This is a genomic window from Pseudomonas putida (assembly GCF_002906855.1).
Taxonomy (GTDB): domain Bacteria; phylum Pseudomonadota; class Gammaproteobacteria; order Pseudomonadales; family Pseudomonadaceae; genus Aquipseudomonas; species Aquipseudomonas putida_N.
This window is the reverse complement of the sequence record NZ_MINI01000028.1, coordinates 1,325,017-1,350,170: the sequence shown is the minus strand read 5'-3', so window position 1 is coordinate 1,350,170 and position 25,154 is coordinate 1,325,017. Positions and strand designations below refer to the sequence as shown.

Genomic DNA, 25,154 nt, shown 5'->3' with positions numbered 1-25,154 from the left:
AGAACGCCACCCATCGGGTGGCGTTTTTGATTGCGTTTCTCCTGCCCCGGCCTCTTCGCGGGACAAGCCCGATCCTACAGAGTCCGCGATACCCTGTAAGAGCGGGCTTGTCCCGCGAAAAGGCCGGCACAGGCTCAAACCGACTTACTGACCTCATCCTCGGGCCGAGCCTCGGCAACCGGCTCAGCCTTCTGATCATCCTCGGTATCCTCAGCAGCCACCGGTGCCTGCATCACCTCCTGCACGGTCTGCTCATCAACCCGCGGGTCAAGCGCCGCCGACAGTGGCGAACCGGCCGCCGGCATGGCCACGTGACCCAGCGGCGCATCCTGCACCTGGTGCAGCCCAGTAACCGCCTTCGGCCGGATGCGCCACACCAGCACCAGGGCAAAGAACGCGAAGAACGCATACAGCATCTGCGCTCCCAGCACCTTCATCAGCACCCCTGCCGCCAGTGGCCCGATACAGGCACCCACGCCATAAGTGACCAGCAGCATGGCGGTCAGCGATACCCGCCGCTCGCTCTCGACGTGGTCATTGGAAAACGCCACAGCCAAGGGATAGAGGCAGAACTGCAGCAGCGAAATCACGAAGCCGATGCCGAACAGCACCTCCAGCGGCACGCTCGGCAGGAACGCCAGCGGTGCCGAAGCCAGTGCCAGGCCCACCGCAACGCTGCGGATCAGCACCGCACGGTCGTAGCGGTCGGACAACCAGCCCAGCGGCCACTGCACCAGCAGCCCGGCAAAAATGCAGCAGCCCATGAACAGACCGATCTGCTCGGTCGTCATGCCCTGGCTGGAGGCGTACAGCGGCGCCAAGCCGTAGAACGAACCGACGATCAAGCCTGAACCCAGCACCGTGCTGAGCGACTGCGGCACCCGCTTGATGAAGAATTTCGGCTCCATCGGCGCCGGGCGCAGGGGCGCCGGGTGGATGCGCCGGGTCATCGCCACCGGCACCAGGCAAAGGGCAAAGCACATGGCCACCAGCATCAGCAGTTCCGGGCCGAGCTGCGGGTGCACCACCAGGATCAGCTGGCCGAGCACCAGGCCAAGGTAGGACGCGATCATGTAGCCACTGAACACCGCACCGCGGTGCTTGGCCTCGGCCTGTTCGTTGAGCCAGCTCTCGATGACCATGTATTGGCACATCATGCCGAGGCCGACGATCATCCGCAGCCCGACCCACACCGGCAACCAGCTGGTCATGCCATGCCCGAGCACCGCCGCACAGACGATACCGGCGCATGTCGCATAGGCCCGAATGTGCCCGACCCGGCCGATCAGCCGGTGGCCGACCTTGCCGCCCACGGCCAGGCCGAAATAGTTGGCTGCCATCAAGGCACCGACCCACAGGCTGTCGACATGATCGGCCGCCAGGCGCAGCGCCAGATAGGTACTGAGCAGGCCTGAGCCGATCAACATCATCAAGGCGGCGAAATACAACGACTGAAAGGGCTTCCAGATGTTTCGCATACGTCCCGTCGAACTCCCTGGTCAGGTGGCGTTGGCTTGCTGGCAAGCATAAAAGCAAAATGGCCACGGCGCAGTCCCCTGCCAGACAAATAGCCAGACAAGGGCGCGTCCAGTAGCGGTTGTGTCGCGATCAGGCCTGCGCAGCCAGCACACGCCTCTCCCACGGGGTGATCTCATTGAAGAAATCCGTCAGCTCCAGGGTCTTGCTGGCGAGGTAGCCTTCAATGAACTCGTTACCAAACAGTTCCCGCGCCAGGACGCTGCGCTTGAGGCGTTCGAGGGCCGCATGCAGGGTGCACGGCAGGCTCAGGTGCTCCGGCACCTCGAACTCGCCCTGGATCGCCGGGGCGGGCTGCAGGCGTTGCTCGATGCCGTGCAGGCCGGCGGCCAGGCTGGCAGCGATGGCCAGGTAGGGGTTGGCGTCGGCACCCGGAAGGCGGTTCTCGACCCGCCGCGCCACCGGGGCACTGGCCGGAATGCGCAGGCCGGCAGCGCGGTTGTCCTCGGACCAGCAGGCATTGTTCGGCGAGGCGTAGGGGTGGCACAGCCGTTGGTAGGAGTTCACGTTGGGCGCGAACAGCGCCGTGAAGTCGGCCATGCACGCCTGCTGGCCGCCGATGAAGTGGTAGAAGGTGTCGGTCGGCTGCCCTTGTTCATCGCTGAACACGTTGCGCCCGCTGGCGGTCTCCACCACGCTCTGGTGAATGTGCATGGAGCTGCCCGGAGTGTGCGCCAACGGCTTGGCCATGCATACCACGCTCAGGCCATGCTTGAGTGCCACTTCCTTGAGCAGGTGCTTGAACAGGAAGGTCTGGTCGGCCAGCAGCAGCGGATCGCCGTGCAACAGATTGATCTCGAACTGGCTCACGCCCATTTCGTGCATGAAAGTGTCGCGTGGCAGGCCCAGGGCCGCCATGCACTGGTAGACCTCCTGGAAGAACGGGCGCAGGCCATTGTTGGAATTGACGCTGAACGCCGAATGGCCAAGCTCGCGGCGACCATCCTTGCCAACGGGTGGCAGGAAGGGTTGCTGCGGGTCGGTGTTGGGGGCGAAGACAAAGAACTCCAGCTCAGTCGCCACCACCGGCGCCAGGCCAAGGGCGGCGTAGCGGGCGATCACCGCCTTGAGCTGCCCCCGCGTGGACAGCCCGGAAGGCCGGCCATCGAGCTCGTTGGCGTCACAGATGGCCAGCGCCAGGCCCTCCTCGCTCCACGGCAGGCGGTGAATCTGCGCAGGCTCCGCCACCAGCGCCAGGTCGCCGTCGTCACTGCCGTAGAAACGCGCCGGCGGGTAGCCGCCCATGATGCATTGCAGCAGCACTCCCCGGGCCATCTGCAGGCGGCGGCCTTCGAGGAAGCCCTCGGCGGTCATCACCTTGCCGCGGGGAACGCCGTTGAGGTCGGGGGTGACGCATTCGATCTGGTCGATGCCCTGGAGGAGCTCGGCGTGCGAGCGGTGGGCGGCGGTGGTCATGACGCTTGTCCTTGTTGTTATAGGCTGACAACAACATAGGCTTGGGGTGTTTAAAATATCAAGCACCCTTGCTGGCCATCGCTATTCCCGCAAGGTCATGCCATTGGAAGGCAACGGCAGAGCCGTCTTGTAGCGCACCTGCTTGAGGGCAAAGCTCGAACGGATGTTGGCCACCCCCGGGAGCCGCGTCAAATAATCGAGAAACCGTTCCAGCGCCTGAATGCTCGGCAAGAGCACCCGCAACAGGTAGTCCGGATCACCGGTCATCAGGTAGCACTCCATCACCTCGGGCCGTTCGGCGATCTCTTCCTCAAAACGGTGCAACGCCTGCTCGACCTGCTTTTCCAGGCTGACATGGATGAATACGTTCACGTCCAGCCCCAGCACCTCTGGCGACAGCAAGGTCACCTGCTGGCGGATCACACCCAGCTCCTCCATGGCCTTGACCCGGTTGAAACAGGGCGTCGGCGACAAGTTCACCGACCGCGCCAGTTCCGCATTGGTGATGCGGGCGTTGTCCTGAAGGCTGTTGAGAATGCCGATATCGGTACGATCGAGCTTGCGCATGAGACAAATTCACCGGTTTTTTATGTTTATCCGGAATGTTTATCTCCCCAGCCAGACAAAGGCAATCAACTTGAGAGAAAAATTCTCCTGCCCTCCCACTAAGATGTAACAGACGCTGACCTACCAGTCACAAGCCGGTACTCAGCGGCGGCCGCTTCAGAGCTCACAAAAACAACATCCGAGCGAGCGTAAAAAGCATGAACGAGTACGCCCCCCTGCGTTTGCATGTGCCCGAGCCCACCGGCCGGCCAGGCTGCCAGACCGATTTCTCCTACCTGCGCCTGAACGACGCAGGGCAAGTCCGTAAACCGCCGATCGATGTCGATGCTGCCGACACCGCCGACCTGTCCAAAAGCCTGGTCCGCGTGCTCGACGAGCAAGGCAACGCCCAAGGCCCGTGGGCCGAGGACATAGACCCGCAGATCCTGCGCCAAGGCATGCGCGCGATGCTCAAGACGCGCATCTTCGACAGCCGCATGGTGGTTGCCCAGCGCCAGAAGAAGATGTCCTTCTACATGCAGAGCCTGGGCGAGGAAGCCATCGGCAGCGCCCAGGCGCTGGCGCTCAACCGCACCGACATGTGCTTCCCTACCTATCGCCAGCAGAGCATCCTCATGGCCCGCGACGTGTCGCTGGTGGAGATGATCTGCCAGTTGCTGTCCAACGAGCGCGACCCGCTCAAGGGCCGCCAGTTGCCGATCATGTATTCGGTACGCGAAGCCGGCTTCTTCACCATCAGCGGCAACTTGGCGACCCAGTTCGTGCAGGCAGTCGGCTGGGCCATGGCCTCGGCGATCAAGGGCGATACCAAGATCGCCTCGGCCTGGATCGGTGACGGTGCCACCGCCGAGTCGGACTTCCACACCGCCCTCACCTTCGCCCACGTCTATCGCGCCCCGGTGATCCTCAACGTGGTCAACAACCAGTGGGCGATCTCCACCTTCCAGGCCATCGCCGGTGGCGAGCAGACCACCTTCGCCGGCCGTGGCGTGGGTTGCGGCATCGCCTCGCTGCGGGTCGACGGCAACGACTTCGTCGCCGTCTACGCCGCCTCGCGCTGGGCTGCCGAACGTGCCCGCCGCGGCCTGGGCCCCTCGCTGATCGAGTGGGTCACCTACCGCGCCGGCCCGCACTCGACCTCGGATGACCCGTCCAAGTACCGCCCGGCCGATGACTGGAGCCACTTCCCGCTGGGCGACCCGATCGCTCGCCTGAAGCAGCACCTGATCAAGATCGGCCATTGGTCCGAGGAAGAACACCAGGCCACCACCGCCGAGTTCGAAGCTGCGGTCATCGCCGCGCAGAAGGAAGCAGAACAGTACGGCACCCTGGCCAACGGCCACATCCCGAGCGCGGCCTCGATGTTCGAGGATGTGTACAAGGAAATGCCTGACCACCTGCGCCGTCAGCGCCAGGAACTGGGGGTCTGAGATGAACGATCACAACAACAGCATCAACCCGGAAACCGCCATGGCCACCAGCACACTGACCATGATCCAGGCCCTGCGCTCGGCCATGGATGTCATGCTCGAGCGCGACGACAATGTGGTGATCTACGGCCAGGACGTCGGGTACTTCGGCGGCGTGTTCCGTTGCACCGAGGGCCTGCAGGCCAAGTACGGCAAGTCGCGGGTGTTCGACGCCCCGATCTCGGAAAGCGGCATCGTCGGCACTGCCGTGGGCATGGGTGCCTACGGCCTGCGCCCGGTGGTGGAAATCCAGTTCGCCGACTATTTCTACCCGGCGTCCGACCAGATCGTCTCGGAAATGGCCCGCCTGCGCTACCGCTCGGCCGGCGAGTTCATCGCCCCGCTGACCCTGCGCATGCCCTGCGGCGGCGGCATCTACGGCGGCCAGACCCACAGCCAGAGCCCGGAGGCGATGTTCACCCAGGTCTGCGGCCTGCGCACGGTGATGCCGTCCAACCCGTATGACGCCAAAGGCCTGCTGATCGCCTCGATCGAATGCGACGACCCGGTGATTTTCCTTGAGCCCAAGCGCCTGTACAACGGCCCGTTCGACGGCCACCACGACCGCCCTGTCACCCCGTGGTCGAAGCACCCGCAAAGCGCCGTACCAGATGGCTACTACACCGTGCCGCTGGACAAGGCGGCGATCACCCGCCCGGGTAACGATGTCACCGTGCTGACCTACGGCACCACGGTCTACGTGGCCCAGGTGGCCGCCGAAGAGAGTGGTGTAGACGCGGAGGTGATCGACCTGCGCAGCCTCTGGCCGCTGGACCTGGAGACCATCGTCGAGTCGGTGAAGAAGACCGGCCGCTGCGTGGTCGTGCATGAAGCGACCCGCACCTGCGGCTTCGGCGCCGAACTGGTGTCGCTGGTGCAGGAGCATTGCTTCCACCACCTCGAGGCACCGATCGAGCGCGTCACCGGCTGGGACACCCCCTACCCCCACGCACAGGAATGGGCTTACTTCCCAGGCCCTTCGCGGGTAGGCGCGGCATTGAAACGGGTCATGGAGGTCTGAATGGGCACGCACGTCATCAAGATGCCGGACATTGGCGAAGGCATCGCGCAGGTCGAGTTGGTGGAATGGTTCGTCAAGGTCGGCGACGTGATCGCCGAGGACCAGGTGGTGGCCGATGTCATGACCGACAAGGCTACCGTGGAAATCCCGTCGCCGGTCAGCGGCAAGGTGCTGGCCCTGGGCGGCAAGCCCGGTGAAGTGATGGCGGTCGGCAGCGAGCTGATCCGCATCGAAGTGGAAGGCAGCGGCAACCATGTGGATGTGCCGCAGGCCAATCCTGTGGAAGCCCACAGCGCGGCCGAACCCCAGGCGCCAGCGCCGGCGAAAGCGCCGCAGCCGGCAGCCTTGCAGGCACCCGAGCATCACGTCGAAGCAGCGATCGTGCCGCGCCAGCCGGGGGACAAGCCGCTGGCTTCGCCGGCGGTGCGCAAGCGCGCCCTGGATGCCGGCATCGAGCTGCGCTACGTGCATGGCAGCGGCCCGGCCGGGCGCATCCTGCACGAAGACCTCGACGCCTTCATGAGCAAGCCGCACAGCGCTGCCGGCCAGGCGCCGAGTGGCTATGCCAAGCGCACCGACAGCGAGCAGGTGCAGGTGATCGGCCTGCGCCGCAAGATCGCCCAGCGCATGCAGGACGCCAAGCGCCGTGTCGCGCACTTCAGCTACGTGGAAGAGATCGACGTCACCGCCGTAGAGGCCCTGCGCCAGCAGCTCAATGCCAAGCACGGCAACACGCGTGGCAAGCTGACCCTGCTGCCCTTCCTGGTCCGTGCCCTGGTCGTGGCCTTGCGCGACTTCCCGCAGATCAACGCCACCTACGACGACGAAGCACAGGTCATCACCCGCCACGGCGCGGTGCATGTGGGCATCGCCACCCAGGGTGACAACGGCCTGATGGTGCCGGTGCTGCGCCATGCCGAAGCCGCCAGCCTGTGGGCCAATGCCAGCGAGATTTCGCGCCTGGCCAACGCCGCCCGCAGCAACAAGGCCAGCCGTGAAGAACTGAGCGGCTCGACCATTACCCTGACCAGCCTCGGAGCCCTAGGCGGCATCGTCAGCACCCCGGTGGTCAACACCCCGGAAGTGGCGATCGTCGGCGTCAACCGCATCGTCGAGCGCCCGGTGGTGATCGACGGCCAGATCGTCGTACGCAAGATGATGAACCTGTCCAGCTCGTTCGACCACCGGGTGGTCGATGGCATGGATGCCGCGCAGTTCATCCAGGCCGTGCGCGGCCTGCTCGAACAACCTGCCTGTTTGTTCCTGGAGTGAGCATGTCCCAGATCATCGACACCACCCTGCTGATCATCGGCGGCGGCCCCGGCGGCTACGTGGCCGCCATCCGCGCCGGGCAACTGGGCATCCCTACCGTGCTGGTCGAAGGCCAGGCCTTGGGCGGCACCTGCCTGAACATCGGCTGCATCCCATCCAAGGCGCTGATCCATGTGGCCGAGCAGTTCCACCAGACCGCTCGCTTCGCCGGGCAGTCGCCATTGGGCATCAGCGTCGACAGCCCTCGCCTGGACATCAACCAGAGCGTGGCCTGGAAGGACGGCATCGTCGACCGCCTGACCACCGGCGTAGCCGCCTTGCTGAAAAAGCATGGGGTCAAGGTGATTCACGGCTGGGCAAAGGTCCTCGACGGCAAGCAGGTCGAGGTCGACGGCCAGCGCATCCGCTGCGAGCACCTGCTGCTGGCCACCGGTTCGCACAGCGTCGAACTGCCGATGCTGCCACTCGGCGGGCCGATCATTTCCTCTACCGAAGCCCTGGCGCCCAAGGCCCTGCCCAAACACCTGGTGGTGGTGGGCGGCGGATACATCGGCCTGGAGCTGGGCATTGCCTATCGCAAGCTGGGTGCGCAGGTCAGCGTGGTGGAAGCACGCGAGCGCATTCTGCCAACCTACGACAGCGAACTGACCGCGCCCGTGGCCGAATCGCTGAAGAAGCTGGGCATCGCCCTGCACCTGGGCCACAGCGTCGAAGGCTACGAGAACGGCTGCCTGCTGGCCAGCGATGGCCAGGGCGGGCAACTGCGCCTGGAGGCCGACCGGGTGCTGGTGGCCGTGGGCCGCCGGCCGCGGACCAAAGGCTTCGACCTTGAATGCCTGGACCTGAAGATGAACGGCGCCGCCATTGCCATAGACGAACGCTGCCAGACCAGCATGCGCAACGTCTGGGCCATCGGTGACGTAGCCGGCGAACCGATGCTCGCCCACCGCGCCATGGCGCAGGGCGAGATGGTTGCCGAAATCATAGCCGGCAAGACCCGACGTTTCGAACCCGCAGCAATTGCTGCGGTGTGTTTCACCGACCCGGAGGTCGTGGTGGCGGGCAAGACGCCGGAGCAAGCCAGCCAGCAAGGGTTGGACTGCATCGTCGCGCAGTTCCCGTTCGCCGCCAATGGCCGGGCCATGAGCCTGGAATCGAAAAGCGGTTTCGTGCGCGTGGTGGCGCGGCGTGACAACCACCTGATCGTGGGCTGGCAGGCGGTTGGCGTGGCAGTATCGGAACTGTCCACGGCGTTTGCCCAGTCGCTGGAGATGGGCGCCCGGCTGGAAGATGTGGCCGGCACCATCCATGCTCACCCGACGCTGGGAGAAGCGGTACAGGAAGCGGCACTGCGCGCGCTGGGCCACGCGCTGCATATCTGACACTGAAGCGGCCCAGGCCGATTTGGCCCGCTGCGCCCCAGGCGTCGCGGGTCTTTTTTCATCCTCTATCGGCTCACTCGGAAATCGTGTTCTTGCCCGCTTCCTTGGCCCGATACAAGGCCTTGTCAGCCCGGGCCAGCAGCGCTTCCTGGCCTTCCCCTTCCTGCCATTGCACCACGCCATAACTCATGGTCAGCCGGTAATCACCCACCGGTTCAAGCCGCTCCATCACCCGGCGCAACTGCCCCGCCAGCTCCAGTGCCTCGCCCAGCGTGGTCTGCGGCAGCACCATGACGAACTCGTCGCCGCCCCACCGCGCCAGCAGGTCCAGTTCACGCAGGCTGGTGCTCAGGTTTTCGACCACCCGGATCAACGCCGCATCGCCACGGGCGTGGCCATAGCAGTCATTGATCGGCTTGAAATCATCCAGGTCCATGGCAACCAGCGCCAGCGGCTGGCGGAAGCGCTTGGCTCGTTCGCACTCCTGCTGCAAGGTCTTCTCCAACCGGTAGCGATTGGCTATCCGCGTCAGCGCGTCGCGCTCGGCCAGGATGCGGTTCTCGTCGAGCTGGCGCTGCAACTGCTGGTTGACCCACGACAGCTCGCGGGTGCGCTCGGCCACCTGAGCTTCCAGCGAGTGATTCTTCTGCTCCAGCTGCGCCACCAGGCGCTTGCCCGCATCGATATTGCGGTGTGCGCCGAGCATGCGCGCCACCGAGCCATCTTCGTTGCGGTTGATGATATGGCCGCTGTCCTCGACCCACAGGTAACTGCCATCGTGGCAGCGGCAGCGGTACTCGATGAGATAGCGCTCGTTGCGCTGGTTGATATAGGCCTCGAAATGCGCCATCACCCGTGGGTAGTCCTCGGGGTGGATCACGCTTTCCCAGGTCAGTACGGTGTTGGCCATGGAATGGCTTTCGTAGCCGAGCATGGCGTACCAGCCGGGGTTGCGGTAGACGTAGCCGGTATTGGCATTCCAGTCCCAGATCCCATCGCTGATCAACGCGAACAGCGTGGCCAACTGCTGTTCACTGAAGCCGGCAAGTGCCGGCATTGTTTCCTGACTCATGGACGCTCTCCCTGGTGTCCAGCAACTGCGCCCCGATTCAGGTGCTGCCGACAGTGCTTGTGTTTGCCGCAGGCGGCAACTTGCTTCCTCTGACAGGCAAGCATATGCCTGGCGGCCGACGACGGAAATAGCCCGGACGTCCTATTTTCGCTGCTTGCATGGCTGCCATGGGACTGGGTGTGGCCAGCGCAAAGTTGGCCACACCTCAAGCCAGCCGTTTCAAGGCCTCTTCCACTGCTGCCACGCGTGGGTTGCCCGTGGCACCCGGCAAGCGCCATGCCGCGATGGTCAACCCCAACGGCACCGAGCGGGCCAGGGGCGCGACCAGTTCGCCGCTGTCGAGGTATGGCTGAATCAGGCTCCTGCGCCCGATCAGTACACCGGCGCCCAGCAAGGCTTGCTGCACCGCGATCGAATAAAGGGAAAAACCGGGGCCTCGGGCCACGAAGTGCTGTTCAGGCATGATCGCCGCCGACCAGACATCCCAGTCCTGCCAACCGACATCCTTGATGCAGCGCGCACTGGCCAGGTCTGCCGGCGCGGTAATCTTTGCGGCCAGCGCGGGGCTGCACACCGGCAGGATGTCTTCATCGGCCAGCTTGCGCTGGCCGCGCACGACCTGCTCGACGTAGAACAGGCAAAGGTCGAACGGGCTGCGCTTGAGGTTGGGCGGTTCATCGACCGCCGTCACGGAGACCTCGATGGGGGCGAGCATTTCGGTCAGGCGCGGCAGCCGCGGCCCGATCCACAACTGGGCCAATGCCGGCGAGGTGACGATATGCACCCGCTGCGGCGCGGCCAGCCGGCGCAAGGTTCGGGCAGCCTCCTCCACCGCATCGAAGGCCTCGGTGAACTGTGTCTTCACGCTTTCGCCCAGCGGGGTCAAGCGCACGCCCTTGGCATGGCGCTCGAACAGGGCGGCGCCGTACTGGGTTTCCAGGGTCTTGATCAGCGCAGCAATTGCCCCTGGAGTGACCTTAAGTTCGTGGGCAGCCCGGGCAAAACCACCGAGCCGCGCCGACGCCTCGAACGCGCGCAGGGCATTGAGCTGCAGGGTGTGCCGGGTAGGTGAATCGAGTGGCATGCTTCAAGGCCTATTTTTTTTAGGCCTAATATTCCAGAAATCTGCGTTGTTACCAAGTCGGGCGGGTTTTACCTTGAGCGAGCCTGATGAATGTTCAAGGAACCCACATGCACTACAAAAGCGCGATGCACGCATTCACCGAGGGTGTCCGCGCGGTTCTGCCACTGATGACCGGCATGGTTCCCTTCGGCCTGATCACCGGGGTGACGGCCATCGGTATTGGCATGTCGCCGCTCGACGCCATGGGCATGACCCTGCTGTTCTATTCCGGCTCCGCGCAGATGGTGGTGCTGCAACTGATGCAGAGCGGCGCGCTGCCACTGACCATGGCGGTCACCGCGCTGGTGATCAACCTGCGCTTCCTGATGTACAGCGCCGCGCTGGCCCCGCACCTGAGCGATCTGCCACGCCGCAAGCGCTGGTCGTTGTCCTACCTGCTGTCCGACCAGTCGTTCGCCCTGTGCAGCCTGAAATTCGGCACCGACGGCCTCGGTCGATTTGCCTTCCCCTACTACCTGGGCACCGCCTTGCCGATGTGGTTCGGCTGGAACCTGGCGGTGCTGGCCGGCGTGTACCTGGGTACCGGCATTCCGGAGTCCTGGTCGCTAGGCTTTGCCATTCCACTGTCGTTCCTGGCACTGCTGGTGCCGGGCATCCGTAACCCGGCGCTGCTGGGCGCAGCGGTGGTGGGCGGCGCGCTGGCGGTGTTGGTACACGACCTGCCCTACAACCTCGGCTTGCTGGTCGCCTCGCTGGGTGGTGTGATCAGCGGGCTGGGCATCGAACAACTGCGCAAGGGCGCACCCGTGGCAGCGGAGGCGCCATGAACGACATGACCCCATGGATCACCTTCGCCCTGATCGGGCTGGGCACCTTTGCGATACGCCTGTCGTTCATCGAGTTCTACGGCGCGTTGCGCATTCCGCCGATGTTGCGCCGCGCCCTGGTGTATGTGCCGGCCAGTGTGTTGGCTGCGCTGGTGCTGCCGGCCGTGGTGTTCAAGGCAGGGCAGCCGGGTATCGACTGGAGCAACCCACAGATACCGGCAGCTGTGGTGGCGGGGCTGGTTGCCTGGCGCACGCGCAGTACGCTGCTGACCCTGGCGGTGGGTATGGGGGTGTTGTGGGGGTTGCGGTATTTGGGGGGCGTGATTGGCTGAGGATGGCGTTGAGGCGGACGGGTGTTCGCCACAACACATTCAGCGCCTGTGAAATCGAGCGCCGTGCGGGCGGCGCTCAATCTCACAGGCGCTGCAACTGTTGTGGCAGGCAGATGGAGACCCTGATGCCATATCCTGGCGATCCCCCTCAATCCCCCACCAGACTATACCTGTTCCGCCCCCCTCGCTTGGCTTCATACATCGCCTTGTCCGCCAACGCCAAAGCCTCCTCGGCACTCTGCGGGTCATGCCCGGACAAGTTCAGATAAACCCCGATACTAGCCCCCACAGCAACTTCAACCCCCTCCACCGCAACCGGCGCCGACAGCACATCGCACAGCTTGCGCGCGATATCCCGGGCTGATGCCTGGTTGGCCACGGCCTGGGCGATGACCACGAACTCATCACCGGCCAGCCTGGCCACCGTGTCGTCCGCACGCATGATCGCTAGCATGCGCCCCGCAGCAGCCTGCAACACGGCATCACCCGCCTCGTGGCCATGCTGGTCGTTGACTTGCTTGAAGCCATCCAGGTCGATGAAGAACAAGGCAAACGCCCCCCGCTGCTGCAGGGCGAAATCCAGCTCCTCATGCAACGCCGCGCGGTTGGGCAACCCGGTCAGCGGGTCGAGCGTGGCCTGGTCGAGCAGGCTTTTTTCCTTGCGCTTGCGTTCGGTCACGTCCAACGACATGACGAAAAAGCCCTCCACCTTGCCGTTGCGAATATCGGGCACATAAGACGCGTGCCAGATCCGCGTGTCGTCAGGGCTGTAACGCACATTGTCAGCCTCCACCCGCTCGCCGGCCAATGCCTTGTGGAAGCAAGGCAGCAGCTGCTGGTACACGTCCGCCGGCAGCACATCCTGCACCTTGCGGCCTTTGAGCTGGGTCGGCTCGACGCCGAAGACCTGCCGGTACACGGCATTGTTGAAGCGGTATTCGAGGTTGGTGCCGATCTGCGCGATCAGCACCGGGATATTGTCAGCGATGGCCTGCAGGGTTTCCTGGCTGCGTGCCAGCTCTTCGGTGCGCTGCGCCACCTGCTGCTCCAGGGTCGCCTGGTAGCGCTGCAGTTGCTGCTGGCGGCGCTTGCGTTCGCTGACGTCACGCACGAACACCACCAACTGCTCGGTAACGCCGCGCGCATCGCGCAGCGCCGATACGCTCAGCTCGCTCCACAGTGCACCACTGCCGGCGGTGACCAGCCGCATCTCGATGACCAGCGAATCTTGCTCGCCAGCAACGATCTGCTGCCAAGGCTCGTCCAGCTTGGCCAGGTCCTGTGGGTCGATCAGTTCGCCCAACTTAGTCAGCACCAGCCACTCCTTGGCCCTGCCCAGCAACTGGCAGAACTCCCGGTTGGGCTCGAGGATGCGCCCGTCAAGATCGACCAGGGCCTTGCTCGTCGGGCTGTTGTCGAACACCCGGTGAAAACGCGCCCCGGAAGACATCAGTGCCCCCTGCTCCGCCTGCTGCACCGCACTGCCCGAGTCGATGGCCAGGCTGCGGTGGAGCATCTCGCGTTCGACGATCCGCGCCAGGTCGCGCAGGTGCGCCAACTCGGTTTCTGACACCTGGCGGGGCCGGGTGTCCAGCACACACAGCGTGCCCACAGTCAGCTCACCGGCAAAACGCAGCGGCACGCCGGCATAGAAGCGGATGCGCGGTCCACCGGTTACCAGCGGGTTGTCCTCGAAACGCGGATCGGCGCAGGCATCCGGGATCACCAGGATGTCTTCAACATGCAGGGCATGGGCACAAAACGCCACATCGCGCGTGGTCTCGGCAATGTCCACACCCTGGCGCGACTTGAACCATTGGCGATTCATGTCGACCAGCGACACCAATGCCATGGGTACTTCGAGCAGCACACTGGCCAACCGGGTGATGCGGTCAAAGGTTTCCTCGGCCGGCGTATCGAGGATGTTCAGGCTCTCGAGGAAACACAGGCGGGCTGCCTCGTTGAGAGGCGATGGGGCGATTTGCATGACGATTCGCTCGACAAGATCCTGACCCGCAAACGATAGCGGCGCAGCGCTCAAGCGCAAGCCTTTGCTCTCTTCTTTCAACGCGCTCAAGCCGTATAATCGCGTTTTTTTGTAAGCCTAAGACGTATTTCATGAAGAAACTGCTTTGCGCCGTCGCCCTCGCCTTCGCCGCCATCCCCGCTGCCTTTGCCACCCCACCCGCTACCTTCACCGAAGCCAAAGTGGTCGCCAAACAGAAGATCTACCTCGACCAGGGCAACAGCGCCATGGGCGAGTTGTACTGTGGCTGCAAGTGGACCTGGGTCGGCAAGTCCGGTGGCCGGGTCGACCTGAAATCCTGTGGTTATGAAACCCGCAAGCTGCAGACCCGCGCCGAGCGTACCGAGTGGGAGCACATCGTCCCGGCCTGGACCATCGGCCACCAGCGCCAGTGCTGGCAGAACGGCGGGCGCGAACAGTGCGTCGACAGCGATCCGACCTTCCGTGCCATGGAGGCCGACCTGTTCAACCTCTACCCGTCCGTGGGCGAAGTGAACGGTGACCGCAGCAACTTCAACTACGGCATGGTCTCTGGCGTTGCGCCGCAGTACGGCCAGTGCACCACCAAGATCGACTTCCAGCAGAAAACCGCCGAGCCACGCGACGAGGTGAAGGGGCTGGTGGCGCGCACCACGTTCTACATGTTCGATCGCTACAAGCTGAGCATGTCGCGCCAGCAGCAACAGGTGCTGATGGCCTGGGACAAGCAGCACCCGGTGACGGCCTGGGAGAAGCAGCGTGATCAGCGCATTGCCGCGATCATGGGGCACAACAACCCGTTCGTGACCGGTGAGCGCAAATGGGCGCTGGGGTATACGCCGCAGGGTGCGGCTGTGGTGCCGACCACGGCAGTGAAAGAGGCGGCCAAGCCGACGCTGGCCAGCACCGCGGCAAGTGGTGCGGTGGTCGGTAACCGCAATAGCCATGTGTATCACCTGGCCAGCGGCTGCCCGGGGTATAGCCAGGTTTCGCAGAAGAACCAGGTGGCGTTTGGCAGTGAGGCCGAGGCGTTGGCGGCGGGGTATCGTAAGGCGGGGAATTGTAAGTAACGGGTCAGGCTGATAGGTGTTCGCCACGACAGTTGCATCGACTGGCAGACCGAGCGCCGCCCGCGCGGCGCATCGCGAGCTTTGCTCGCTCCTACGTTTGTTTCGGGCCAATTATTCCTGTGGGATTTGCGCGAGAACTCCTTGGCGTATGGCGCGATTTTGCGTCGTACCAACAAGGCGGTCGCGCGCGTCTGCCCCAGGCGTTACTGGCCCGAAACAAACGTAGGAGCGAGCAAAGCTCGCGATCCGCCGCGCGGGCGGCGCTCAATCCCACAGGCGCTGAACCTGTCTTGGCGAGCACCTGCAAGCCGTTACACAACCCTCCCGCCCAAAATCCCGCCCCCTCCCGCAACTTCATATGCCGCGCATACCAAGGCCTGCGCGGCGTACGCCGCAGCAGGTCGCCAACATCGCGCTCGCCACTGAAGGCAATGCGCAACGCCAGCTTCATCGCCTCCACCTCCATCTCCCCGGCCCCGGCATCGGAAATCCCCCCACACCCATGGGTCATCGGCCCGAGCCAAGGGTCGCCAACCTGTACCCAACGCCCCGGCGCAAACCACGACACACCATTGACCTCACGCCGCTGCACTTCCCCCGGGTGGGCACGCTCATGGGCCCGGAACCAGTCCTCGATGCGGTCGTCGATCCAACCATGGAAACGCCAGAACACCGGATTGACGTGTGACGAGAACGGGTCGCCGAGGAAGTCGTTTTCCTCCCTGAACCAACGCGCCGCGTAGTCCGTCTGGTTGCGATCACCCATCACCGGCGCGCCGTTGGACGGGTCGCGAGTGACGGTCGCCCAGCGCATGTGCAGCCAGTCGTGGATGTTCAGTTCCACTTCCGAACCGAACTGCCCCAGGGTCAGGCGGCTGAGGTAGTCCGGGTCCTGGTACTGCGACTCCCAGACCTGGAAATTGCTGAAGAAGGTTTCCGCCGCCTTGATGCCATGCAGCCATTGGCTCAGCTCTTCATCATTGGCCGCGACCCAGGCCGGCGGCACCGAGTTGCCGTCATGGTTTTCCTGATAGCGGATGAATCCCTGTCGGTCGTACTCAAGCTGCGGTGACGGCAGTGGCAGTTGCGCCCAGTTCGGCAAGTCGGGCTGCAGGCCGCGAGCATGCCCCAGCATGTGCCGGTGCATGAAGAAGAAGTCCTCGCCAGACCCATTGAGGTGCTTGCGCCGCCCACGCGCGCCACGCTCGGCGTCACGCGGGCCGGGTTGCCAGCCGGCACCGCGCAGGGCATCGCGCTTGTCGTCGTCCAGGCGGTGCCACTTGTCCCGGGTGGCATGCCACACCTGGTGGAACAGGCGGTGCTCGGGGGAATTCAGCCAGGCCATCAGCGCTGGCGCCAGCGGCGTGACCTGGCGTGCCTCGGGGAAGAGGCGCTTGCTGGCGACGAAATGGTTGTCCGGCTCAGGGCTCAGCAGGGGCCGGTCAATGCGGCGGATGCGCCCGGTCAGGGTGCCGGCGCCAGCATTGCCCCAGCCAGCCCAAACCTCATCGAGGGTCGCCTCCAGCTCATGGCTCGGCGCTGATGCCCCGGCCGGTACAAGGCGCCAGCGGACCTTGCCGGCATCGACGGCGACCAGCTCGCCGAGCACCCGGTAGCGCGGCTGGTCACTGCCGCGCAGGCGTTCAGCCACGTCGATGAAGCCACGCAGTGCGCGACCAGACGGGCCAACATCGAGCAGCATCTGCACGTCCTCCAGGGGCAGGCCGTCCACGCCCGCCTCGGCGCCGCTGAAGCGCAGGTCCCAGATACCGCGCAGCTTGTCGCCGATGCGCACGCCGGCACCGACGGCGGCCTCGACAGTGGCCTCGCCGGGGGTCTGCACTTCATCTTTGCCGAGCTTCTCGTCGTGGTCGCGCGGCAAGCGCGCATACCACGCTGCCGAACCCGCTGCGCCGGCGACCGCCAGCCCCACCATGAACTCACGCCTGGAAAACCTCATCGCCACATCCGTATCCGTGTCAGCCACGCCTATCGAGCTAGAACGAGATGCCGCGCGGCAAATTTACCGGCAGCACGCGGCTAAATTTCCCGCTGTCGCGCTCGTCCCTCGGTGACAGGCAAGCCCCGTGATCGCGGCTGCCGCAACCGCATCGACCCTGCAATCAACGGGATGGCAATGAACACGACACACTTGCGCAAAGCCCCCTACCTCGCTGCCCTGGCGCTGATCATCGCGCTCGCGGGCGCCGCGGCCTGGTACTTCTTCATCTACCTGCCGGCCGGTTACCCGCGTGAGGTAATGAAACATGCAGAGGAACTTCAGGAGCGCATCATCTCCTTCGACAGCCACATCACCGTGCCGCTGAACTTCGGCACCGAAGGCAAGGAGGCCGACAAGGATGGCAGTGGCCAGTTCGACCTGGTCAAGGCCGGCCGCGGCCGGCTCTCCGGTGCGGCGCTGACGATCTTCGGCTGGCCGGAAATCTGGAACGGCGACAACGCGCCCCATCGCCCGACCGCCGCCTTCGTCGACGAAGCGCGCCAGCAGCAGGAGATGCGTTACAAGATCCTCACTGGCATGGTGCGCGACTACCCCAACCAGGTCGCCATCGCCTACACCCCAGCAGATTTCCGCCGCCTGCACGGCGAAGGCAAGTTCGCGATCTTCCTCAGCATGCTCAATGCCTACCCGCTGGGCCACGACCTCAATGCCCTGGACACCTGGGCCGCCCGCGGCATGCGCATGTTCGGCTTCAGCTACGTGGGCAACAACGCCTGGGCCGACTCCTCGCGCCCGCTGCCGTTCCTCAACGACACCCCCGACGCCTTCGGTGGCCTGTCGCCGCTGGGTGAGCAGGCTGTGGGCCGGCTCAACGACCTTGGCGTGATCATCGACGTGTCGCAGATGTCCACCCTGGCCCTGGAAGACGTTGCCCGCCTGAGCCGCGCGCCGATGGTCGCCTCCCACTCCGCACCGCGTGCGCTGGTGGACATCCCGCGCAACCTCAGCGACCACGAGCTGCAAGCGATCAAGCACAGCGGCGGCGTGGTGCAGGTGGTGGGCTTCCCGGCTTACCTCAAGCCCCTGAGCCAGGGCACCCTGGACAAGCTCAATGCCCTGCGCAAGCGCTTCGACCTGCAGCCGCTGAACGGCCTGGCCAACGCCTTGATGCCGGGTGACGCGATCATCTCCATCTGGCCCGAGAAGAAGTTCGGCGAGTACGCCAGCGCGCTCTACGCCATCCTCGATGAAGAGCCCCGCGCCACGGTCAAGGACATGGTCGACGCCATCGACTACACGGTGCGCAAGATCGGCATCGACCATGTTGGCATCGCCTCCGACTTCAACGACGGTGGCGGCGTCACCGGCTGGATGAATGTCGGCGAGTCACGCAATGTCACCGCCGAACTGATCCAGCGCGGCTACTCCGACGCCGACATCGCCAAGCTATGGGGTGGCAACTTCCTGCGTGTGTGGGAAGAGGTGCAGCGCCTGGCCAAGCCGGCTACTAACACTCAAGCGGAGCGTGGTTGATGAACGACCGTCGCCGCTTTCTCAAGCAGGCCGGCCTGCTCGCTGCCGCCCTGCCCCTGACTGGCAGCTTCGCCCAGACCGCACTGGCAGCCACGCCTGCGGCAAAAACCGGCCAGGGCAAATGGCAGGCCCTGCGCCAGCAGTTCGACCTGGACCCGGCCTACCTGCACTTCTGCAACTTCCTGCTGGCGTCCCACCCCCGCGTGGTCAGCGAGGCCATCGCCCGCTTCCGTGCGCGGCTGGACCAGAACCCGGGCGAGATGGTCGACTGGGACCGCGAAGAGCTCTGGGGCTATGAAAATGACGTGCGCGCCTGGGCCGGTCGCTACTTCGGCGTGCAACCAGGTCAAGTGGCCCTGACCGGCAGCACCACCGAAGGTTTGTCGATGATCTACGGCGGCCTGCAGGTGGCGCCGGGCAAAGAGATCCTGGTCAGCGCCCACGAGCACTATTCCACCAACACCCGCCTGGCCTACCGCGAGCAGCTGATGGGCACCCAGGTACGCCGCGTGACGCTGTTCAAGGAGCCACAGCTGGCTTCGGTGGACGAAATGCTCGGCAATATTCGCCAAGCCATCCGCCCGGAAACCCGCGTGCTGGGCATGACCTGGGTGCAGTCCGGCAGCGGCGTCAAGCTGCCGATCCGCGAAGTCGGCGAACTGGTGAAAACCTTCAACCAAAGCCGCGACGAGCAGGACCGGATCATCTACGTGGTCGACGGCGTGCACGGCTTCGGCATCGAAGACGTAACCTTCGCCGACTTCAACTGCGACTACTTCATCGCCGGCACCCACAAGTGGCTGTTCGGTCCACGCGGCACCGGCGTGATCATCGCCCGCGAAGAAAAGCCGCAACCGTACCTGGTGCCCAGCCTGCCGACCTTCACCAAGGGCGAGAACTTCGGCACCTTGATGACCCCCGGTGGCTACCACGCCTTCGACCATCGCCTGGCCCTGGGCAAGGCGTTCGAACTGCACCTGCAACTGGGCAAGGCCGATGTCCAGGCGCGCGTGCACCAGCTCAACGACTACCTCAAGCAGCGCCTCGCCGAGCACCCCAAGGTGCAGTTGGTGACGCCGCGCAGCAGCCAGCTGTCCGCAGGCTTCACCTTCTTGCGCGTCGAGGGCCGCGAGTGTGACGCCGTCGCCCGCCACCTGATGGCCAACAAGGTGATCAGCGACGCCGTGGACCGTGACGTCGGCCCGGTGGTGCGTCTGGCCCCGAGCCTGCTCAACGACGAAGCCGAGATCGACCGGGTGATGGCCATCCTCGCCCCACAACTCGCCTGACCTTTTGCCTTTCAAGAGAACCGCCATGCACATGTTCCAGCCCCTGGCCCTGGTGGCCGCCCTGCTCGCCAGCGCCCCAGCCTTCGCCGCCGACGCGCACGCACCCGGCAAGACGTTCAAGGACTGCAAGGATTGCCCCAAGATGGTCGTGCTGCCGGCCGGCAGTTTCACCATGGGCGTACCCGACGACGAAGTCGGCCGCCAGCCGGACGAAGGCCCGATGCACACCGTGACCTTCGCCAAGCCCTTCGCCATCAGCCAGTTCCAGGTGCAGGCCAAACAGATGCAGGCCTGGCAGCACGAGGCCAAGGTCACCCTCCCCGACGGCGACGACCGCCCCGGCCGCCGTTGCACCAACGGCAAGCCCAGCTACCCGCAAGGCCCCGACCAGCCGGCGGTGTGCATCAGCTATGACGAGGTGAAGGCCTACGTCGCCTGGCTGTCGAAGAAGACTGGCAAGCACTACCGCATGCTCAGCGAAGCCGAGCGCGAATACGGTGCTCGGGCAGGTACCAGCGGCCCGTTCCCGTTCCCCTTCGATGAAGGCAAGGAATACAGCATCGCCAAACATGCCAACACCTATGGCGCCGCCGACGGCTACAACTACACCTCGCCCGCCGGCAGCTTCCCGGCCAACTCCTTCGGCCTGTACGACATGCACGGCAACGTCTACGAATGGGTCGCCGACTGTCGGCACGACAACTATGTCGGTGCCCCGGTCGATGGCAGTGCCTGGATGGAGGCGAGCTGCGAGTACAACCACATACGCGGCAACGACTACAGCGAAGCGCCGGTGTTCTCCCGCTCTGGCAACCGCAACTATCGCGAACCCTATGTGCGCGGCGACTGGCTGGGTTTCCGGGTAGCGCGCGAACTCTGAGCGAAACCCTGCTGCTCAGTACCTGACTGGCCCGGGCGCACGGCCCGGGCCGGCTAAATAACAGCCCCCCTCACACGTCTTCTCACTGGGCAACCCGCCCACACGGTGCTCGCCGCGCGCAGCGCCAAAACCGCATCCGCGTACCCACCAGGAATTCACCATGAACCGATCGACCCCTGGCGCACTCCGCGAACTCCTCGGCCTGCTCAAGCCTTACCGACTGATCGTCGCCCTGGCCGTCGTGCTGGGGATCGTCGGCGGCCTGTGCATCACCTTGCTGCTCGCCAACATCAACAACCTGCTGCATGCCCCCGGCGCCATCACCTGGGGCGTGGTGCTGGCGTTCGCCGGCATCTGCCTGCTCGCCCTGTGCGCCTCGATCGCCTCGGACATCGGCACCAACTATGTCGGCCAGCATGTGATCGCCCGGCTGCGCCGCGACCTTGGCGAAAAGGTGCTCAGCGCCCCCATCGAGCAGATCGAGCGCTACCGTAGCCACCGCCTGATTCCGGTGCTGACCCACGACGTCGACACCATCAGCGACTTCGCCTTTGCCTTTGCGCCGCTGGCCATTTCCCTGTCGGTGACCCTGGGGTGCCTGTGCTACCTGGCCCAGTTGTCCTGGCCGATGTTCCTGATCACTGCCTGCGCCATCCTGATCGGCACCGCCGTGCAATACATCGCCCGCGTGCGCGGCATCCGCGGCTTCCACGCCGCCCGCGAGGCGGAAGACGAAATGCAGCGGCACTATAGCGGCGTCGCCTCTGGGGCCAAGGAGCTGCGCATCAGCCGCCCGCGTCGTCAGCGCATGTTCGACGGGCGCATCAGCCGCACCGCCAACTTCATTCGCGATACCCATATCCGCTCGATCAACATCTTCGTGGTTGCCAAGAGCCTCGGCTCGATGCTGTTCTTCGTGGTCATCGGCCTGGTGCTGGCCCTGCAACAGGCCGAACTGATCACCGACCCCAAGGTCACCAGCGGGTTCGTGCTGGTGCTGCTGTTCATGAAAGGGCCACTGGAGCACCTGGTCTCGACCCTGCCCATCGTCAGCCGCGCACAAATCGCCTTCCGCCGCATTGCCGAGCTGTCGACCCAGTTCTCGTCGCCCGAGCCGCACCTGTTGCTCGACGCCCCTGAAGTCCCTGACCGGCAGATTCGCACCCTCGAACTGCGCAATGTGCGCTTCGCCTTCCCGCCGGTGAACGGCGCCGCGCCGTTTGCCCTGGGGCCGATCAACCTGCGGGTCGAACAGGGTGACATCCTGTTCATCGTCGGCGAGAACGGTTGCGGCAAGACCACGCTGATCAAGTTGCTGCTGGGCCTGTACGCCCCCCATGAAGGCGAGATCGTGCTCGACGGCGAACCTGTCACCGCCAGCAACCGCGACGACTACCGCCAGCTGTTCACCACGGTGTTCGCCGATTACTACCTGTTCGATGACCTGCTGCAGGACGGCCAGGCCCTGCCCGAGGACGCCGGCAAGTACCTGCAACGCCTGGAGATCGCCCACAAGGTGCAGATCCGCGATGGCGCCTTCACCACCACCGACCTGTCCACCGGCCAGCGCAAGCGCCTGGCGCTGGTCAACGCCTGGCTGGAGAAGCGCCCGGTACTGGTGTTCGACGAATGGGCCGCCGACCAGGACCCGACCTTCCGGCGCATTTTCTACACCGAACTGCTGCCGGAACTGAAGCGCCTGGGCAAGACCATCATCGTCATCAGCCACGACGACCGCTATTTCGACGTGGCCGACCACCTGCTGCGTCTGCGCGACGGCAAACGGGTGGAAGAACAAATCACTGAATTTTCACATTGATTTTTCCGGTTATGGGGAGCCGGCACGTTACATAAATGCAAATAAAACTCATAAGTAATCTATCTGCTAACACTGAGTATCCGCATGACCATTACCACGCTTTCGCCGCTCGCCCGGGCGGTTCGCAGGAAAACCCTGGCCATTCTCCCACCGTCGCTGCTGGCCTGCGCGCTGGTAGCGTCCATGGCAGCGCAAGCCGAGCCGGTCGCGCTGGATATCCCTTCGCAAGGGCTGGTGGGGGCACTCAACACCCTGGCCAAGCAGGCCAATCTGCAGCTGCTGTATAGCCCGGACGCGGTGCACAACACCCCGGCGCCTGCGGTCAAGGGCAACATGGAGCCCGAACAGGCCCTGCGCCTGCTGCTGCGCGACAGCGGCCTGACCTACCAGCTCGATGGCCACACCATCACCCTGAGCGGGCCGGCTGACGCTTCCGCCCTGAACCTGGACCCGGTGAACATCTCCGGGCGTCAGTTCGATGCCACCACCGAGGACTCGGGGAGCTACACGTCCAACGCGGTGACCATCGGCAAGGGCACCCACCGCCTCAAGGACATCCCGCAGTCGGTCAGCGTGGTCACCCGCAAGGCGATGGACGACCAGCGCCTCGACACCCTCGACCAGGTGCTGGAAAAGACCACCGGCATCACCACTTACCAGAGCCCGTCCGGCGGCAAGTACATCTACTCGCGCGGCTTCGAGGTGGAGACCATCCAGTACGACGGCGTGCCGCTGGACCGCCGCTACTACGGCATCGGCAGCAGCTTCACCTCCGACACCCTGCTGTACGACCGCGTCGAGATCCTGCGCGGTGCCAACGGCCTGCTGCAAGGCAGCGGCAACCCTGGCGCCGCCATCAACCTGGTGCGCAAACGCCCCAAGGCCGTACCCTCGCTGTCGGTCACGGCCAGTGCCGGCTCCTGGGATACTTATCGCCAGACCATCGACGCCAGCGGCCCGCTGACATCCGACGGCAGGCTGCGCGGGCGCCTGGTCGCCGGTCATGAGGACCGCGACTACTTCTACGACACGGCAGAAAGCCGCAAGAACGTGTTGTACGGGATTCTCGAATACGACCTCACCGATTCCACCACGATCGCCGCCGGCGCCAGCGTCGAAGACCTGCACTCCACGCCCTACTTCGGCGGCCTGCCGCGCAACAAGGACGGCAGCGCGGTGAACGTCGGCCGCTCCACCTTCACCGGTGCCGACTGGAACAAGTGGAACAACAAGCAGACCACCTACTTCGCCGACATCACCCACGACTTCAACGAAGACTGGCGCCTGAAGGCCTCCGGCAGCTACATCCGCGAAACCAACGACATTTTCTACAGCTTCGGCCGTGGCGCCGTCGACCCGGCAACCGGCAACGGCATGCAGTCGCGCGCCTACCTGTACGACTTCGAGAACATCAACCAGGGCGCCGACATCAACCTCACCGGCAAGTGGCGCGCCTTCGGCCTGGAGCACGAGGTGGTGGTGGGTGCCAACGCCAGCGACCTGCGCACCGACGACCTGCAAGGCGGCCTGCTCAACCTCGGCCCGATGAACATCTACGACCCGGTCTCGCCTCGCGAACCCACTCTGGATGAAATGCTCAGCACCACCTATGCCGGTGTTTCCAAGGCCAAGATTCGCCAGAACGGCGTGTACGGCGTGATGCGCTACAAGCTGATCGACCCGCTGACCCTGGTGCTCGGCGCACGGGTCAGCAACTACAAGTACGACTATGAACTGACGCGCTTCACCACCACATCGCCAGACCCTTCGCACGCCAAGGAAACCGGTGAAGTCACCCCGTACGGTGGCTTCATCTACGCGTTGAACGATCAGTGGTCGGCCTACGTCAGCTACGCCGACATCTTCAAGCCGCAGACCGAACTGACCTCAGACCTCGCCCCTCTCAAGCCGATCGAAGGCTCCAACTATGAGCTCGGCCTGAAGGGCGAACTGCTGGATGGCCGGGTCAACACCAGCTTCGCGGTGTTCCGCGTCGACCAGGAAAACCGCGCCCAGTACGATTACGCCTCGCAGTGCGGACAGGACGGTGAAACCAACTGCTACGTAGCCGGCGGCAAGGTGCGCGCCGAGGGCTTCGATGCGGAAATCAGCGGCGAAGTGCTGGCCGGCCTGCAGCTGTTTGCCGGTTATACCTACACCTCGACCAAGTTTCTCAACGACCCGGGTGATGGCAGCACGGCTTCCGGCGCAACCTTCAACAGCTACACCCCGCGCCACCTGCTGCGCTTCTGGGGCGACTACAACCTGCCTGGCGAGCTGAACCAGTGGACCGTCGGTGCCGGCGCCAGCATCCAGAGCAAGAACCACAACACCAACCAGGGTGGCACCAACGGCATCGACAAGATCGAGCAGGCCGGGTATGCCATCTGGAACGCCCGCGTGGCGTACCAGATCAACCAGAACTTCAGCGTCGCCCTCAACGGCAACAACCTGTTCGACAAGAAGTACTACTCCTCCATCGGCTGGCTGAACGCGAGCAACGTGTATGGCGAACCTCGCAACTACACCGTGACGCTCAAAGCCGATTTCTGAAGCTGACGGTATGAAAAAGCCCCCTGGCGTGATGCGCCAGGGGGCTTTTTTTCGTGCTGGGCGT

General features: G+C 64.6%; 19 protein-coding genes. 12 read left to right on the top strand and 7 right to left on the bottom strand.

Going from position 1 to position 25,154, the window contains the following annotated elements; all coding sequences use genetic code 11:
• Nucleotides 1-134 precede the first annotated feature (134 nt).
• The 3 genes from BGP85_RS06645 to bkdR all read right to left on the bottom strand — a co-directional run bounded on the left by BGP85_RS06645 (nt 135) and on the right by bkdR (nt 3,519).
• Entirely contained in the window at nt 135-1,478 is a 1,344-nt protein-coding gene (locus tag BGP85_RS06645; RefSeq protein ID WP_103446459.1) for an MFS transporter, read from the bottom strand.
• A gap of 130 nt (nt 1,479-1,608) precedes the next feature.
• Nucleotides 1,609-2,850, bottom strand: a complete 1,242-nt coding sequence (locus BGP85_RS06640) for a glutamine synthetase family protein (RefSeq protein ID WP_181004512.1) — start codon at nt 2,848-2,850, stop codon at nt 1,609-1,611.
• Between the two features lie 183 nt (nt 2,851-3,033).
• Entirely contained in the window at nt 3,034-3,519 is a 486-nt protein-coding gene (gene bkdR / locus BGP85_RS06635) for a Bkd operon transcriptional regulator BkdR (protein ID WP_012315571.1), read from the bottom strand.
• 197 nt (nt 3,520-3,716) lie between these two features.
• On the opposite strand from bkdR, the gene BGP85_RS06630 reads away from it, so the two are divergent.
• The 4 genes from BGP85_RS06630 to lpdA are packed head-to-tail and all read left to right on the top strand — an operon-like array spanning nt 3,717 to nt 8,663.
• On the top strand, nt 3,717-4,949 hold the full coding sequence (locus BGP85_RS06630; RefSeq protein WP_103446457.1) for a 3-methyl-2-oxobutanoate dehydrogenase (2-methylpropanoyl-transferring) subunit alpha: 1,233 nt from the start codon (nt 3,717-3,719) through the stop codon (nt 4,947-4,949).
• A gap of 1 nt (nt 4,950) precedes the next feature.
• Nucleotides 4,951-6,009, top strand: coding sequence for an alpha-ketoacid dehydrogenase subunit beta (locus BGP85_RS06625; protein ID WP_103446456.1), 1,059 nt, complete (start codon nt 4,951-4,953; stop codon nt 6,007-6,009).
• Complete coding sequence (locus BGP85_RS06620) at nt 6,010-7,281, top strand: dihydrolipoamide acetyltransferase family protein (RefSeq protein ID WP_103446455.1); 1,272 nt, start codon at nt 6,010-6,012, stop codon at nt 7,279-7,281.
• A 2-nt stretch (nt 7,282-7,283) separates the two neighbouring features.
• A complete protein-coding gene (gene lpdA / locus BGP85_RS06615) occupies nt 7,284-8,663 on the top strand; it encodes a dihydrolipoyl dehydrogenase (RefSeq protein ID WP_103446454.1) in 1,380 nt (459 codons plus the stop codon).
• A 73-nt stretch (nt 8,664-8,736) separates the two neighbouring features.
• On the opposite strand, the gene BGP85_RS06610 is transcribed toward lpdA, so the two are convergent.
• Together BGP85_RS06610 and BGP85_RS06605 are read right to left on the bottom strand one after the other, a co-directional pair.
• Entirely contained in the window at nt 8,737-9,735 is a 999-nt protein-coding gene (locus BGP85_RS06610; protein WP_103446453.1) for a sensor domain-containing diguanylate cyclase, read from the bottom strand.
• Between the two features lie 205 nt (nt 9,736-9,940).
• Nucleotides 9,941-10,819 (bottom strand): LysR family transcriptional regulator, encoded by an 879-nt coding sequence (locus tag BGP85_RS06605; protein WP_103446452.1) that lies wholly within the window; start codon nt 10,817-10,819, stop codon nt 9,941-9,943.
• Nucleotides 10,820-10,926: 107 nt separating this feature from the next.
• Here BGP85_RS06605 and BGP85_RS06600 point away from each other — a divergent pair, with 107 nt between their 5' ends.
• The gene (locus tag BGP85_RS06600; protein ID WP_103446451.1) at nt 10,927-11,646 is read left to right on the top strand and encodes an AzlC family ABC transporter permease; all 720 of its coding nucleotides are present in this window, start codon (nt 10,927-10,929) and stop codon (nt 11,644-11,646) included.
• Nucleotides 11,643-11,978 (top strand): AzlD domain-containing protein, encoded by a 336-nt coding sequence (locus BGP85_RS06595; RefSeq protein ID WP_103446450.1) that lies wholly within the window; start codon nt 11,643-11,645, stop codon nt 11,976-11,978. Before BGP85_RS06600 ends, BGP85_RS06595 begins: the two co-directional genes overlap by 4 nt.
• 148 nt (nt 11,979-12,126) lie before the next feature.
• Here BGP85_RS06595 and BGP85_RS06590 read toward each other — a convergent pair whose 3' ends face one another.
• The gene (locus BGP85_RS06590; RefSeq protein WP_103446449.1) at nt 12,127-13,965 is read right to left on the bottom strand and encodes a bifunctional diguanylate cyclase/phosphodiesterase; all 1,839 of its coding nucleotides are present in this window, start codon (nt 13,963-13,965) and stop codon (nt 12,127-12,129) included.
• Nucleotides 13,966-14,096: 131 nt separating this feature from the next.
• On the opposite strand from BGP85_RS06590, the gene BGP85_RS06585 reads away from it, so the two are divergent.
• The gene (locus tag BGP85_RS06585; RefSeq protein WP_103446448.1) at nt 14,097-15,053 is read left to right on the top strand and encodes an endonuclease; all 957 of its coding nucleotides are present in this window, start codon (nt 14,097-14,099) and stop codon (nt 15,051-15,053) included.
• Nucleotides 15,054-15,144: 91 nt separating this feature from the next.
• Here BGP85_RS06585 and pvdP read toward each other — a convergent pair whose 3' ends face one another.
• Complete coding sequence (gene pvdP / locus BGP85_RS06580) at nt 15,145-17,013, bottom strand: pyoverdine maturation tyrosinase PvdP (protein WP_308451169.1); 1,869 nt, start codon at nt 17,011-17,013, stop codon at nt 15,145-15,147.
• A gap of 177 nt (nt 17,014-17,190) precedes the next feature.
• On the opposite strand from pvdP, the gene pvdM reads away from it, so the two are divergent.
• The 5 genes from pvdM to BGP85_RS06555 all read left to right on the top strand — a co-directional run bounded on the left by pvdM (nt 17,191) and on the right by BGP85_RS06555 (nt 25,090).
• Nucleotides 17,191-18,549 carry a pyoverdine-tailoring dipeptidase-like protein PvdM gene (gene pvdM, locus BGP85_RS06575; protein ID WP_103446446.1) on the top strand — a complete coding sequence of 453 codons (1,359 nt, stop codon included), beginning with the start codon at nt 17,191-17,193 and terminating at the stop codon, nt 18,547-18,549.
• Nucleotides 18,549-19,838, top strand: coding sequence for a pyoverdine-tailoring periplasmic protein PvdN (gene pvdN, locus BGP85_RS06570; RefSeq protein ID WP_103446445.1), 1,290 nt, complete (start codon nt 18,549-18,551; stop codon nt 19,836-19,838). Before pvdM ends, pvdN begins: the two co-directional genes overlap by 1 nt.
• Before the next feature lie 25 nt (nt 19,839-19,863).
• Nucleotides 19,864-20,718 (top strand): dihydropyoverdine dehydrogenase, encoded by an 855-nt coding sequence (gene pvdO / locus BGP85_RS06565; RefSeq protein WP_103446444.1) that lies wholly within the window; start codon nt 19,864-19,866, stop codon nt 20,716-20,718.
• A 160-nt stretch (nt 20,719-20,878) separates the two neighbouring features.
• Nucleotides 20,879-22,537, top strand: coding sequence for a cyclic peptide export ABC transporter (locus tag BGP85_RS06560; RefSeq protein WP_103446443.1), 1,659 nt, complete (start codon nt 20,879-20,881; stop codon nt 22,535-22,537).
• A gap of 84 nt (nt 22,538-22,621) precedes the next feature.
• A complete protein-coding gene (locus BGP85_RS06555) occupies nt 22,622-25,090 on the top strand; it encodes a TonB-dependent siderophore receptor (RefSeq protein WP_103446442.1) in 2,469 nt (822 codons plus the stop codon).
• The last annotated feature ends 64 nt before the right edge of the window (nt 25,091-25,154 follow it).

Excerpts from the sequence above, each read along its gene's own strand:
- BGP85_RS06645 (WP_103446459.1), bottom strand. The coding sequence starts at position 1,478 with ATGCGAAACATCTGGAAGCCCTTTCAGTCGTTGTATTTCGCCGCCTTG.
- BGP85_RS06640 (WP_181004512.1), bottom strand. The coding sequence starts at position 2,850 with ATGACCGCCGAGGGCTTCCTCGAAGGCCGCCGCCTGCAGATGGCCCGG.
- bkdR (WP_012315571.1), bottom strand. The coding sequence starts at position 3,519 with ATGCGCAAGCTCGATCGTACCGATATCGGCATTCTCAACAGCCTTCAG.
- BGP85_RS06630 (WP_103446457.1), top strand. The coding sequence starts at position 3,717 with ATGAACGAGTACGCCCCCCTGCGTTTGCATGTGCCCGAGCCCACCGGC.
- BGP85_RS06625 (WP_103446456.1), top strand. The coding sequence starts at position 4,951 with ATGAACGATCACAACAACAGCATCAACCCGGAAACCGCCATGGCCACC.
- BGP85_RS06620 (WP_103446455.1), top strand. The coding sequence starts at position 6,010 with ATGGGCACGCACGTCATCAAGATGCCGGACATTGGCGAAGGCATCGCG.
- lpdA (WP_103446454.1), top strand. The coding sequence starts at position 7,284 with ATGTCCCAGATCATCGACACCACCCTGCTGATCATCGGCGGCGGCCCC.
- BGP85_RS06610 (WP_103446453.1), bottom strand. The coding sequence starts at position 9,735 with ATGAGTCAGGAAACAATGCCGGCACTTGCCGGCTTCAGTGAACAGCAG.
- BGP85_RS06605 (WP_103446452.1), bottom strand. The coding sequence starts at position 10,819 with ATGCCACTCGATTCACCTACCCGGCACACCCTGCAGCTCAATGCCCTG.
- BGP85_RS06600 (WP_103446451.1), top strand. The coding sequence starts at position 10,927 with ATGCACTACAAAAGCGCGATGCACGCATTCACCGAGGGTGTCCGCGCG.
- BGP85_RS06595 (WP_103446450.1), top strand. The coding sequence starts at position 11,643 with ATGAACGACATGACCCCATGGATCACCTTCGCCCTGATCGGGCTGGGC.
- BGP85_RS06590 (WP_103446449.1), bottom strand. The coding sequence starts at position 13,965 with ATGCAAATCGCCCCATCGCCTCTCAACGAGGCAGCCCGCCTGTGTTTC.
- BGP85_RS06585 (WP_103446448.1), top strand. The coding sequence starts at position 14,097 with ATGAAGAAACTGCTTTGCGCCGTCGCCCTCGCCTTCGCCGCCATCCCC.
- pvdP (WP_308451169.1), bottom strand. The coding sequence starts at position 17,013 with ATGAGGTTTTCCAGGCGTGAGTTCATGGTGGGGCTGGCGGTCGCCGGC.
- pvdM (WP_103446446.1), top strand. The coding sequence starts at position 17,191 with ATGAACACGACACACTTGCGCAAAGCCCCCTACCTCGCTGCCCTGGCG.
- pvdN (WP_103446445.1), top strand. The coding sequence starts at position 18,549 with ATGAACGACCGTCGCCGCTTTCTCAAGCAGGCCGGCCTGCTCGCTGCC.
- pvdO (WP_103446444.1), top strand. The coding sequence starts at position 19,864 with ATGCACATGTTCCAGCCCCTGGCCCTGGTGGCCGCCCTGCTCGCCAGC.
- BGP85_RS06560 (WP_103446443.1), top strand. The coding sequence starts at position 20,879 with ATGAACCGATCGACCCCTGGCGCACTCCGCGAACTCCTCGGCCTGCTC.
- BGP85_RS06555 (WP_103446442.1), top strand. The coding sequence starts at position 22,622 with ATGACCATTACCACGCTTTCGCCGCTCGCCCGGGCGGTTCGCAGGAAA.